Here is a 12,873-nt window from a genome sequence, read left to right as displayed (position 1 = left end):
AGATATTCCCTGCTTAGGAGGATGAGGCAGCCGTGGATAATGAACCTTCCTATAAAGATAAGAAAGTGATTTCTATTGGAGTCGTGAGCGAATTGACGGGGTTGACCGAGAGGAAGATCCGATATTACGAAGAGAAGAATCTGATTTTCCCACAGCGCTCCAACAGGGGATATCGCAAATACTCCTTTTCCGATGTGGAACGATTGATGGATATCGCCGACCAGCGTGAAGAAGGGGTCACGACGAAAGAAATCAAACATGAACTCACCATAAAAGAGAGAAAAGAAGCGAAGAAAAAAATGATCAAAGGCCAGCTGAATGCACAGTTTGGGGTTCAGAAAAAGTGATGAGGGACGGACCTCTGGATGTCTGGAGAACTGTCCATGTGAATATCTCCGACCGATCTTCCAATAATAAACAGGATTATAACCCCTCCAACAGGGAATAACGACTATTATGAAAGTCATCTCAGTTTATATCGGAAGGTCGGATCATGAATGAAAATGTTGAAACTCGCAGGGGTCGTCGTACTGTTTGCTCTTATTCCCATCGTCTACTTCAGTTTTTTTGCAGATGAGACAGAGTCATCTTCAAAGAAGCGGGTGATTGCATTGGGGGATTCCCTCACTTACGGCTATGGTGATAAGAAGGAAGCAGGATACATTGGGCGGTTAGAAGAGAAAGTAAACAAAGAACAAACGAAAAAGGTGTATAACTTCCAAAACCTAGGAATACCGGGACAGCAGTCGGATCAATTACTCGCACAAATCGTAAAGCCCGAGGTTGCCGAGGACTTGAGTGAAGCGGATGTATATATCATCAACATTGGAACCAATGATCTCATCAAGAACAACGGTGGGGACTTGTTTCCTTTACACCACGATGAGATCACGGATGCGAAAAAGGACTATCTCGATCACCTCGATAAAATCCTGAATATTACCGGGACAGCTAGCAAAAAAGCGGATATCATCGTGTTGGGATTGTATAATCCGTACCCGGATAAAGACAGCGATAAAATCGAAGCATATGTGGATGATTGGAATAAGTCGATGAAGAAGGAAGCAGAAAAACATGAAAATGTGAAATTCGTATCAACCAATCCATTATTCAAAGGAAAGTCCAAGGAAAACTATTTCCATGATTCCCTCCATCCTAATGGGAAAGGATACGAATTAATCGCAGATCAAATCATGAAGAATTATGACTTTTAACCTTAGTTTTACAGGATTCGTGGGAATTCGGGATGATTTGCGAAACCACGTTTGTAACATTAACAATTCCGTAATACCGTTTTAAATCTGTTGTAACACTAGTGAAACAATTTTCGGGTAATATAGATAATAAGAAATTGACCCCCTTTTAAGTAATAAATCCCGTAGATGACACAGGAATCGCCTGTGTCTATTTTTTTTGCTTTTTTTTCTGTTATAGTGTGTGGGGTATACCTGTACCAATCATTTGCAGACTCCTCAACATGTCAAAACCTGTCCCAATATCTTTCGATGATAATCGACACGGTTTCCTGCAGGCGGAGACATTGTAGCTTGTCTGCAATCATAGTATAATGTAAGGAATGAAGTTGACTGTAATCGGGACTGATGCATCGCTCCCGAATCATCAAGATTGAGGTGAAGGTAGTGCAACGTGTCACAAATTGTTTATATCTGGATGGGGACAAAGTGCTCCTTCTCCAAAAGCCAAGAAGGAACTGGTGGGTCGCCCCGGGCGGGAAGATGGAGTCCGGTGAATCGATCAGGGATGCCGTCATCCGGGAATATCGTGAGGAAACTGGCATTTATTTAAAGAATCCTGATTTGAAAGGCGTCTTTACGTTCATTATTAAAGACGGTGATCAAATCGTTTCGGAGTGGATGATGTTTTCTTTTTTCGCAACAGAGGCGGATGGAGTCAATCTTCAGGAATCAGCAGAAGGTAAGATTAAATGGCATCCGATTGAAGACATCAAGAATTTACCGATGGCTGAAGGAGATTATCATATTCTGGATTATCTATTGCACGGAAAGAATACGATTTATGGAACATTCACCTATACTCCTGATTTTAAATTATTATCTTATCGACTGGATCCAAGTTAAACAACGAACTTTTTATATAGAATATTACGATAAAAGCGGGGGAAGAGCATGAGTACAGGTTCGACAAACGATGTTCAATTGGTCATCATAACGGGTATGTCCGGAGCTGGCAAAACCGTTGCCATTCAAAGCTTTGAGGATTTAGGATTCTTCTGTGTGGACAATCTGCCGCCCACTCTTCTTCCAAAATTTTTGGAACTGATGAAAGAGTCCGGTAATAAAATGAATAAGGTCGCCCTTGTCATGGACCTCAGGGGAAGGGAATTCTTCGATCATCTATTTAAAGCATTGGATGAACTGGCGGAAACGTCATGGGTATCACCCCAGATCCTTTACCTTGACGCAGATGATTCATCCCTGGTCAGACGGTACAAGGAAACACGCCGTTCACATCCATTGGCGCCATCAGGCCTGCCTCTTGAAGGCATCCGACAGGAAAGGGAGCTGCTCGAGGAATTAAAGGGGCGTGCCCAGCTGATCTACAATACTTCCACCATGAAGCCAAGAGAACTTAGGGAAAAGATTTTAACGGAATTCTCGGTGAACAAGAAAACGATCTTCACGGTGAACGTCGTATCCTTCGGTTTCAAACACGGTATTCCCATCGATGCCGATCTGGTGTTTGATGTACGCTTCCTTCCAAACCCCCATTATATCGATCATATGAGGCCGAAAACGGGATTGGATGAAGAGGTATCGACCTATGTGTTGAAATGGAATGAGACGAATAAATTCATCGAAAAGGTAACCGATTTACTCTCGTTCATGCTTCCCCAATACAAGCGTGAAGGCAAAAGTCAGCTTGTCGTGGCCATCGGATGTACGGGCGGACAGCATCGTTCCGTTGCGCTGGCAGAGTATCTTGGACATCATTTTGAAAAAGACTACCAAACGAAAATTTCTCATCGAGACATTCAGAAGAGAAAGGGTCTAACAACATGACACATACACCCAAGGTCGTCGTGATCGGGGGAGGGACCGGCCTGCCGGTCCTCCTCAGGGGATTGAAGCGACACCCGATTGATATATCGGCCATCGTCACCGTCGCAGATGACGGTGGCAGTTCCGGCCGTTTGCGGGACAGTTTGGATATTCCGCCTCCAGGAGATATACGGAATGTCCTTGCTGCCCTTTCTGAAGTAGAGCCACTGGTTGAACAAATGTTTCAGCATCGTTTTGAAACGACGAATGAACTTTCCGGTCATGCCCTCGGGAACTTGATCATTGCAGCCCTTGCTTCTATTACAGGTGACTTTGTCCATGCGATCCAGGAAATGAGCAGGGTATTGAATGTGAAGGGCAAGGTGCTTCCGTCGGCGAATCAAAGTGTCATCCTGAAGGCTGAAATGGAAGATGGAACGATCGTCACGGGGGAATCCGCCATTCCGAAAGCCGGAAAGAAAATCAAGCGTGTCTTTCTGAAGCCGGACAGCATCAAGGCATTAGGTGAAACGTTACGGGCTATCAAAGAAGCCGATTTAATTGTGATGGGACCGGGAAGCCTATATACTAGTATCTTACCGAATCTTCTTGTTCCCGGAATTGGCGAAGCCGTCTGCCAAGCGGAAGCCAAGAAGATGTATATTTGCAATATCATGACCCAGGCAGGGGAAACCCTGGATTATTCAGCAAGCGACCACGTGAAGGCGTTATACGATCATCTGGAAACCCCGAGCATTGATTATATCTTGGTGAACAAGAAACAGGTGCCAAAAGAGGTACAGGAAAGATATAATGAAGAGCAGGCGAGCCCCGTTCATTTCGATGTGGATAAATTAAAATCCATGGGCTTGGAAGTGATTGCAGAAGAGATCCTTTCCTATGACAATCATCTCGTTCGTCATAACACAGAGAAGGTCGCGGATATTATTTATTCTTATTTGAAAGATTCAACCAACTGATATACAACGAAAATTTCTTGTGTATAAGGTTGTGCAAGCGTTTGCTAGGAGGTGATGGGGATGTCGTTTGCGTCTGAAACAAAAAAAGAACTGACCAATATTGAAGTCAAGGACTGCTGTGCAAGTGCAGAGCTTTCCGCATTGATTCGCATGAATGGTTCATTGTCCTTCTCGAATCAAATGCTCGTCGTCAATATTCAAACCGAAAACGCCGCCATTGCCAGAAGAATCTATACACTGATCAAAAAAGGGTACGACACCCCGGTAGAGCTTCTGGTACGGAAGAAAATGCGGCTGAAGAAAAACAATGTGTACATTGTACGAATCAAAGAAGATACAAAGATGATCCTCGAGGACTTGAAAATACTGGGTGAACATTTCACCTTTATCCATAATATAGCGGAAGACCTGATCAAGAAGAAATGCTGCAGGCGCTCGTACCTAAGGGGAGCGTTCCTTGCTGGCGGATCGGTCAACAATCCGGAAACATCATCGTATCATTTAGAAATCTTTTCTCTTTATTCTGAACACAACGAGGCGTTGTCCGAGCTGATGAATTCCTTTGGCTTGAACAGTAAGACCCTTGAACGAAAAAAAGGCTTCATTACGTATTTGAAGGAAGCGGAGAAGATCACGGAGTTCCTGAATATCATAGGGGCACACAACGCCCTGCTCCGATTTGAGGATGTACGGATCGTCCGTGATATGAGGAATTCCGTTAATCGTCTGGTGAATTGCGAGACGGCTAACTTGAATAAAACCATCGGTGCTGCCTTGAGACAGGTAGAAAACATCAAGTTTATCGAAAGGCATGTAGGATTACAGGTTTTACCCGATAAACTAAGGGAGATAGCAGAGCTTCGAGTGAACTATCAGGATGTCACGTTGAAAGAACTGGGGGAAATGGTGTCAGGCGGCACGATCAGTAAATCAGGAATCAATCACCGTTTACGAAAAATTGATCAGCTGGCAGACAAGTTACGAGCGGGAGAAAAGCTCAATACCTAATTAAGGACAAAGGGGAGAGAAATGATTATGGTGGAAAAACAAGTAGAAGTGAAATTGAAGACGGGCCTTCAGGCGCGACCGGCGGCATTATTCGTACAGGAGGCAAACCGTTTCTCATCTGAAATCTTCTTGGAGAAGGACGGGAAGAAGGTCAATGCCAAAAGCATCATGGGCTTGATGAGTCTGGCGATCTCCACGGGCTCTGCCGTCACATTGGTTGCGGATGGAAGCGACGAAGAAGAAGCGCTTGTAGCCCTTGAAGGATTCGTTCAAAAAGAAGCGTAACACCAACTTCACACAAAACCGATGACCAGGGAGTGGTCATCGGTTTTTTTATGGGCTTTTTCCGGTTCCAGTCATGAGGCAACAACTAATTCTTTCGAACCTTTTTCCATTTATTTCACATTGTAGATAGATGTGTCTCCCCTTTTTTGTTACATTAAACTTTTCAGGTTATTTAAAAAAATAGAGATAAAGACACAAAATATTTCCATCCCTCACCTATTAAACGAGAGAATACGAGAGTATAATGAAATGAGTTTGGGAACATTCAGTGCGAAGTATACGACAAAGGAAGACGATGCCCTATGGAAAAATATACAAAGCATTTCTTTAATAATATTCGAAAAAAATTGGAAGAGTGGGAGGCGGCCGCCTCCATCCCCCATGAAGAGGTGTACCGCTTCATTCACTCCATGGCGGGGTCTGCCTCAGTACTGGGCTTACATAACATCGGGGAGAGCGCCCGTGAACTGATGGACCACCATAATGAAGAAGATGAGCGTATGTGGACGATCTCAGAAGTGAAGGAAGAACTGTTTGAAATCATTCAATACTGCTACCACTATGAGGAGGAATCGATCGAGGTATTCCCGGGCAAGCAAAGCAGGGATGGGGAAGAACCTGTTGTGTTACTCATAGATGATGATACGTCTTTCCTCATGTACATGAAAGAGGAATTGGAGAAGATCGGGTGGTATGTCGTTCCTATCGCTAATCCCGAGAAGGCCATTATGTCGTACTATGATGTGAGGCCGGACTGTGCGATCATCGATATTCATATGGATGGGACGAGTGGATTCGAAGTACTGGACTTTTTTAAGAAAAAGCTGAAACAGCAATTCATTCCAACGGTCATGGTAAGTGTGGAAAACAGTAAGGAAGTCCGGATGAAAAGCTATCAGATGGGGGCGGATGATTTCATAGCCAAGCCATTTGAACTTGATGAGTTCACCGTGCGGGTGAAAAGGCAGATGGAACGGAAGAAGCAAATGGAAGAGCTTGTACTGATCGATGAATTGACACTGGTTTATAACCGTAAATACTTGGGTCAGGCGTATGCGCAGGTACAAAGCGACTGGGTTCGCAGGGGTGATTCCTATTGTGTAGCCGTCCTTGATCTGGACCATTTCAAAGGGGTGAACGACCGGTACGGACACCTGATGGGAGATCGGGTGCTGAAGGAATTTGCCTCACTCCTCAAGTCCGAAACGAGGATTCAGGACACGGTTTTTCGCTTTGGGGGCGAAGAGTTTGTCATCCTGTTCCCTCATACATCTATAAAAGAAGCGTGCTCATTTGCCGATGATATACGTAAGAGGTTCAGTCAAATGGTGTTCCAGGAAAATCCTGCCTTTTCGTGTACCTTTTCGGCAGGCGTGGCAGAAATCGCTGATCCTACGAAGCCATTTGATACATGGCTTAAGCTTGCGGATAATGCCCTTTATGAGGCGAAAAGCAGCGGCAGGAATCTCGTGAAGATGGATGGGAAGGCAAGGGAGCATACCCCTCACAAAATCATGAAGATTGCGATTGTCGATGATGACCCGATCATTCGGACGGTGATGAAGGATATCGTGTCGAAACTGCCAGCAGAGGAGCATATTCAGTATGATATTCACACATTTAAAGACGGGTCTGCTTTTATAGGCTCGGATTGGCATGAGGGAAATCCTTGTCTCGTGATTTTGGACGGGGTGATGCCGAAGATGGACGGCCTGGAAGTACTGGAGCAGATTCGCTCAAGAAGTGATTCGGATCGCTACAAAGTACTCATGCTTACCTCCCGGAAAAGTGAAAGGGACATTTCAAGATCCCTTCAGCTCGGAGCCGATGACTATATGACGAAACCATTTAAACTATTGGAGCTTGAGGCCCGTTTAGGTCAAATGCTAAGAAGGATGAGATAAAGTGTACTCCCGGGAACTTTTTTATTTTACTGTTGTGCTGGTCGTTCTGCTGGTCATATTATCGGGACTTTGTCTGTATTTGATGATCAAAAAAGTGAACGATAATAAAAATCGGAAGCAGATTGACGAATTAAAAGAAGAATATCAGTTGCCACTCTTTCACTTCCTGCAAGAAGGAGGGGAGGCAGAGGGGTTAACGGTACGTTCTCCCCTGCAGACAAGGGCGCTTGTCGAGTTACTTGCAGGTTTTTCAAAAATGTTTGCCTCGGAAGACATACAGGAACGTTTACAAGGATTTGCAGAAGATCACTTTCAACCGTTTATCCTGTCTCAGCTTGGACACAGAAGATGGAGTATCCGGATGAACGCCCTTTACTGGATACAGGATTTTAAGATGAAGAGTATGGTGGAGCCGTTAAAAAAACTACACGGTTCAAAAAAGGTCAGCAAAGCAGAAGAATTGCAGCTGCTTAAAATCGCCGTGCTGTTTGGTGAGAAGAATCTGGTTGAAAGGCTGAAAGACACGAAGTATGAGTTGACGGAGTTTGAATACAGTCTCCTGTTTCATTCGTTCAGGGAAGATCAGTTCCGGCCATTGGTCTCTGCCTTTGAGGAACTGCCTGAGGTCATGAAGTTTGCCATCATCGATTCGATCGGGGTGAAAAACCGAATGGAACATGTTTCGTTCCTTAAGCGTTTACTGGACACGGGTGCTTCTGAACTCAGGATCCGTGCTTTAAAGGCAGTGGTGGGGATGGAGTTCTACCTTGATATACCGACCCTTTCCGTTCATTTACGCGCATACTCATGGCAGGAGCGGCTGATGGCGATTAAAGCATGTGAATACATCCGTTCCACGGAGCTGAGTCCTGCCTTACAGGCACTTATGAGCGACCCGTCCTTTTATGTTCGCTCCCAGGCAGCTCAATCCCTTTTGCGGCTGGAAAATGGAGAAGCAGTGTTAAGGGAAATTGCCGTGTATGCGGAAGATGGGTATGCAAGGGATATGGCCGAACAGTGGCTGGAAAGGGAGGCGGTCTCATGAATGCGATAGATTGGGGGAGCATCTTGATTTCCATTGGATGGTTCGTTCTCCTTTATATGATTCTCGTCGTCTCGTTTTATACGATTCTCCTCGTGATCTCCCTTTTTCAATTAAGGAAAACCTATGGACTCGACGAGTGGGAGCCGTATGAAGAGCTTTTACACCTCCATCAGACGAAGCCGGTTTCCATACTGGTCCCCGCTTACAATGAATCTGTCGGCATCATGGCGACGGTAAGGTCATTATTGAGCATTGAATACCCCGAATACGAAATCATCATCGTGAACGATGGCTCCACGGATGATTCCATGGAGAAACTCGTAGAAACCTTTCAGTTGGTGAAAATCAAATGGGTGATTCGCCAGCAGCTGGAAACACAGCCGGTGAAGGGTGTGTATCAGTCGAAGCTTTATAAAAATTTATTGGTGATCGATAAGGAAAACGGCGGTAAGGCGGATGCTTTGAATGCCGGGATCAATGTATCGAACTTCCCTTATTTCTGCTCCATTGATGGAGACTCGGTTCTCGAACGGACCGCTTTCCTCAAAGTGATGAAACCGATCGTCGAATCCGATGGAGAGGTCATCGCCTCCGGAGGGAGTATCCGTATCGCAAATGGATGCGAAATTGAAAGCGGGGAAATCGTGAAGGTCGGTTTGTCTAGGTCCCCCCTTGTCATTATGCAGGTGATCGAATACTTAAGGGCATTCCTTATGGGAAGGATCGGCTTAAGCCGTCATAATCTTCTCCTGATCGTATCGGGTGCTTTCGGCGTATTCTCGAAACGCTGGGTCGTCGATGCGGGTGGATATTCTCATACAGTGGGAGAGGATATGGAGCTCGTTGTCAGGCTTCACCGTTATGTAAAAGAACAAAAAGCCGATAAAAAAATCGTCTATGTGCCGGATCCGGTAAGCTGGACAGAAGCACCGGAATCCTTGAAATATTTACGTCGACAACGGAGCAGATGGCATCGGGGCTTGTTTGAAAGCCTCTGGATCCACCGAAAGCTCCTGTTCAACCCGAAGTACGGATCAATAGGGATGATTTCCATGCCTTATTTTTTAATCATTGAATTTCTTGGCCCGGTCGTTGAATTGATGGGATACGTCATCATGATTGTTTCCATCTTTCTTGGCGGAGTATATCTGGAATTTGCCATTCTATTATTCTTATTATCCATCCTTTATGGGTCGGTTTTGTCCATGGCTGCGGTCCTCCTGGAAGAATGGTCCGTCCGGAAGTTCCCGAAAGCAACCGATATCGGAAGACTTTTCGTCTATTCATTGACCGAGACGTTATGGTACCGCCCGTTGACCGTCTTCTGGAGATGTGAAGGGATCTTGGACGTGATCCGTAAGAAGAGGGGCTGGGGAGAAATGGCGAGAAAAGGAGTATCGAAATGACAAAGCTGAAATCCTATTCGTTTCTCTTGTTCATCGTGAGCATCGTCCTTTTGGTGTCAGCCCCTTTTTGGCTGTGGCAGCTCAAAAAGGAACAGAACTTGGATGTGCTGATCATTGATAAAACAGTGCCGGACACTACTTATCGCGAACATAAAGGTCTTATGTGGCTGTTAAATCAACAGAAATATGTTCAATCAAACGGGAAACCTTATGATCTAAAGAGAGATTATATTGGGTTTGTTCCGGAAAAGGATCAAACCTTCGATGTGAAAAATATTCCCTCATCCACCGAGAAGTATGATGCGGTCTACATAGCCGATACATATGGGGTGTATGAAGAAGAGTTTCATAATAAAAATGTATCGGGCAAGCGGTCTAGTAAACTGTACGGAGGCTTGAGCGATCAGGATATGGACGCATTAAGAGACATGGCGATGAAGGATGGGAAAACATTGATCGCCGAGTTCAATTCCATGGCCCAACCTACTGAGGAAGAAACCCGGAGGAAGTTCTATTCCCTATTCAATCTGGAATGGTCGGGCTGGATCGGAAGGTATTTCCCTAAACTGGAAAACAGCGAAGTGCCTCAATGGGTAAGGGGCAACTACGAGAAGCAGTATGATAAAACCTATCACTTCAAAGGTCCAGGGTATGTATTGGTGGACGAAAATGATCGTCTGGTCGTGTTGGATAAGGAAGACATCGGGGAGAAGAGAGTGGTTTTTTCCACTACGCCTCGTGGTGAAGAGTTAATCGGCGAAGAAATCAACACCCCTTATTCTTACTGGTTTGATATCGTGGAAGCGATTAATCCGGATGAGGTCGTCGCCAACTATACGCTGTCAATGTCAAAGAGCGGAAAAGACATGTTGAAAGCCTTGGATCTTCCTGTTACGTTCCCGGCTGTCGTGCACGGACAAAACCGTCAATACGACACATACTATTTCAGTGGGGATTATGCAGATCAGGCAGATGTACCCGATTTGTATCAAACCGTCGGATTTCCTTCTTGGAGAAAGTGGACAGGGTCATCCAAACCGGATGACTCCTCCCAATTTTACTGGAAGGCTTATAATCCGATGATGAAGGCGATCCTTGAGGATATCCAAAAGGGTGGAGACGATAAGAAAAAGGAAACCGTCGAAGCCACGAAAGAAAATGGTGTGCAGCTTGCAGGGAAGACCGGCCGTGACTATATTCAAGTGAAGAAGGATGGAAAATGGGAAGACCTCCTTATTAAAGGGGTGAATATGGGAATCGCAAGGCCTGGTTCCTTTCCAGGTGAAACCGCAATCTCAAAAGAGGAATATATGAGATGGTTCAAGCAGATTGGAGCCATGAATGCCAATGCACTCCGGATTTACACGATCCATCCTCCAGCATTTTATGAAGCGTTTTACGAATACAATGAGATGGCAGATAAGCCGTTGTATTTATTCCATGGCGTGTGGGTCAATGAAGAGATTTTCTTAAAATCCGAAGATGCCTTTGCAAAAGAAAACACAGACGAATTTGCGTCAGAAATTAAAAAGACCATCGATCTCGTTCACGGAAACGCTGAAATTCCCGAACGAAAAGGCCATGCGTCGGGATCGTACACCTACGATATATCCCTTTATGTTCTTGGGTGGGTCTTTGGGGTCGAGTGGGATCCCGAAGTGGTCCTTGCGACAAATGAAAAACATAAAGGACTCCAGGACTTCAAGGGTGAATACATTGAAACGGAAGAGGCGCAGCCGTTTGAAATATGGCTGACAGAGAGAATGGATGAAGGGATCAAGTATGAAACCGAAACGTATCAGTGGCAAAGGCCGGTCAGCTTCACAAACTGGGTGACCACCGATCTGTTGGATCATCCGAGTGAACCCCTGGAGAAGGAAGACATGGTATCGGTCGATCCGAACGTCATGAAGGGGACCGACAAACTGAAAACCGGTTTATTCGCTTCCTATCATATCTACCCGTATTACCCTGATTTTTTGAACTATGAACAGCGTTATATTGATTATATCGATCATCGCGGTGAAAAGAATAATTACGCCGGCTATTTACATGACATGAAAAAGGCGCACTCCATGCCATTAGTCGTAGCGGAATTCGGTGTCCCGGGGTCACGTGGCCTTACCCATAAAAACGTCTACGGCATGGATCAGGGAAATCATTCCGAAAAAGAACAGGGTGAATTAGACCGCAAGTTATTCGAAGATATCGTGGAAGAGAAAATGGCAGGTGGGATGGTCTTTGCCTGGCAGGATGAGTGGTTCAAGCGAACTTGGAACACGATGGACTATGACAATCCGGACAGACGGCCGTTCTGGCAAAACGCCCAAACGAATGAGCAGCAGTTTGGGATGGTGAGCTTCGATCCTGGAGAAAGCGGGACATCCATGATTCATGTGGACGGGAGACCTCTGGATTGGACCTTCAATGGGATCGAACCTGCTTTTGATGAGGATGGACACAGTATGTATGTAACGAGTGATGAACGTTTTGTGTATGTCCGAATTGATTCAAACCGTATTTCGGAAGGGAAAGACACGTACCTTTTATTCGATACGATAGAGAATCAGGGTCAATCCACGATTCCGGATGTGAAGGGTGTTTCCACAAAAGGGGTGGACTTTGCTCTTCACATAAAGGGCACGAAGGAAGCACGCTTGTGGATCGACAGTTATTATGACACCCATCATTATCAATATGGTCATGTGCTCAACATGATAGAAGAAGAGACATATGCCAACGTGAAAAACAACGGGACGTATCATCCAATCCGGTTAACGTTGAATAAATCACTGGACGTAGAAGGGGAAAAGATCCCGTTTCAATCCTATGAAACCGGCATTCTCAAGTTCGGAACATCAAACCCACAGGATGAAGCGTATGATTCTTTAACGGATATCAGTGTCAATTCGGGTCGATATGAAATCCGTATTCCCTGGCAGCTTCTTAACATAAAAGATCCAAGCCTCAAGGAAGCAATGGGGGATATCTGGTCAGGAAATGGCCTGCAAAGCTCAATCACTCTTGAATCCATTAAGATCGGTTTATATGAAACCGATGGAGAAAACGTATTTTCATATCCTTCACAGGGTGAGAACGGGTTCATCAATCCTGCACAATTTTATCCATACTCCTGGGATACATGGGATCTGCCAGCTTCTCATGAGAGATTGAAGCAGTCCTACTATGAAATGAAAGAAGCTTTTGAGAAAGAAGGGGAATAAC

At 45.1% G+C, this 12,873-nt stretch carries 11 protein-coding genes; all 11 read left to right on the top strand.

What is annotated here, in order from left to right:
- Positions 1–32 precede the first annotated feature (32 nt).
- The 11 genes from M1J35_RS22445 to M1J35_RS22395 all read left to right on the top strand — a co-directional run bounded on the left by M1J35_RS22445 (position 33) and on the right by M1J35_RS22395 (position 12,872).
- Positions 33–347, top strand: coding sequence for a MerR family transcriptional regulator (locus M1J35_RS22445; RefSeq protein ID WP_034764248.1), 315 nt, complete (start codon positions 33–35; stop codon positions 345–347).
- 150 nt (positions 348–497) lie between these two features.
- Positions 498–1,214 (top strand): GDSL-type esterase/lipase family protein, encoded by a 717-nt coding sequence (locus M1J35_RS22440; RefSeq protein WP_254652329.1) that lies wholly within the window; start codon positions 498–500, stop codon positions 1,212–1,214.
- 426 nt (positions 1,215–1,640) lie between these two features.
- Positions 1,641–2,099 carry an 8-oxo-dGTP diphosphatase gene (locus M1J35_RS22435; protein WP_034764665.1) on the top strand — a complete coding sequence of 153 codons (459 nt, stop codon included), beginning with the start codon at positions 1,641–1,643 and terminating at the stop codon, positions 2,097–2,099.
- 48 nt (positions 2,100–2,147) lie between these two features.
- Positions 2,148–3,041, top strand: coding sequence for an RNase adapter RapZ (rapZ, locus tag M1J35_RS22430; protein WP_034764245.1), 894 nt, complete (start codon positions 2,148–2,150; stop codon positions 3,039–3,041).
- Positions 3,038–4,000: a gluconeogenesis factor YvcK family protein gene (gene yvcK / locus M1J35_RS22425; protein WP_034764243.1), complete on the top strand. Its 963-nt coding sequence runs from the start codon at positions 3,038–3,040 to the stop codon at positions 3,998–4,000. The genes rapZ and yvcK overlap by 4 nt, the downstream gene beginning before the upstream one ends.
- 60 nt (positions 4,001–4,060) lie before the next feature.
- Positions 4,061–5,008, top strand: coding sequence for a DNA-binding protein WhiA (gene whiA / locus M1J35_RS22420; protein WP_034764240.1), 948 nt, complete (start codon positions 4,061–4,063; stop codon positions 5,006–5,008).
- A gap of 27 nt (positions 5,009–5,035) precedes the next feature.
- Entirely contained in the window at positions 5,036–5,293 is a 258-nt protein-coding gene (locus M1J35_RS22415; protein WP_034764237.1) for an HPr family phosphocarrier protein, read from the top strand.
- Between the two features lie 302 nt (positions 5,294–5,595).
- On the top strand, positions 5,596–7,197 hold the full coding sequence (locus M1J35_RS22410) for a GGDEF domain-containing response regulator (RefSeq protein ID WP_254652328.1): 1,602 nt from the start codon (positions 5,596–5,598) through the stop codon (positions 7,195–7,197).
- A gap of 1 nt (position 7,198) precedes the next feature.
- On the top strand, positions 7,199–8,242 hold the full coding sequence (locus M1J35_RS22405) for a HEAT repeat domain-containing protein (protein WP_254652327.1): 1,044 nt from the start codon (positions 7,199–7,201) through the stop codon (positions 8,240–8,242).
- Positions 8,239–9,648, top strand: coding sequence for a glycosyltransferase family 2 protein (locus M1J35_RS22400; RefSeq protein ID WP_254652326.1), 1,410 nt, complete (start codon positions 8,239–8,241; stop codon positions 9,646–9,648). Before M1J35_RS22405 ends, M1J35_RS22400 begins: the two co-directional genes overlap by 4 nt.
- Positions 9,645–12,872, top strand: a complete 3,228-nt coding sequence (locus M1J35_RS22395; protein ID WP_254652325.1) for a hypothetical protein — start codon at positions 9,645–9,647, stop codon at positions 12,870–12,872. Before M1J35_RS22400 ends, M1J35_RS22395 begins: the two co-directional genes overlap by 4 nt.
- Position 12,873: the final 1 nt, after the last annotated feature.

The organism is Rossellomorea sp. KS-H15a (genome assembly GCF_024195245.1).
GTDB classification, from domain to species: Bacteria; Bacillota; Bacilli; order Bacillales; family Bacillaceae_B; genus Rossellomorea; species Rossellomorea vietnamensis.
The sequence above is the reverse complement of the archived record's forward strand: the minus strand, read 5'-3'. Positions and strand labels throughout refer to the sequence as shown.

What these genes read in the sequence shown, in the direction of transcription:
- whiA (WP_034764240.1), top strand. Translation starts at nt 4,061, where the DNA reads ATGTCGTTTGCGTCTGAAACAAAAAAAGAACTGACCAATATTGAAGTC.
- M1J35_RS22395 (WP_254652325.1), top strand. Translation starts at nt 9,645, where the DNA reads ATGACAAAGCTGAAATCCTATTCGTTTCTCTTGTTCATCGTGAGCATC.
- M1J35_RS22400 (WP_254652326.1), top strand. Translation starts at nt 8,239, where the DNA reads ATGAATGCGATAGATTGGGGGAGCATCTTGATTTCCATTGGATGGTTC.
- yvcK (WP_034764243.1), top strand. Translation starts at nt 3,038, where the DNA reads ATGACACATACACCCAAGGTCGTCGTGATCGGGGGAGGGACCGGCCTG.
- rapZ (WP_034764245.1), top strand. Translation starts at nt 2,148, where the DNA reads ATGAGTACAGGTTCGACAAACGATGTTCAATTGGTCATCATAACGGGT.
- M1J35_RS22410 (WP_254652328.1), top strand. Translation starts at nt 5,596, where the DNA reads ATGGAAAAATATACAAAGCATTTCTTTAATAATATTCGAAAAAAATTG.
- M1J35_RS22415 (WP_034764237.1), top strand. Translation starts at nt 5,036, where the DNA reads ATGGTGGAAAAACAAGTAGAAGTGAAATTGAAGACGGGCCTTCAGGCG.
- M1J35_RS22440 (WP_254652329.1), top strand. Translation starts at nt 498, where the DNA reads ATGAAAATGTTGAAACTCGCAGGGGTCGTCGTACTGTTTGCTCTTATT.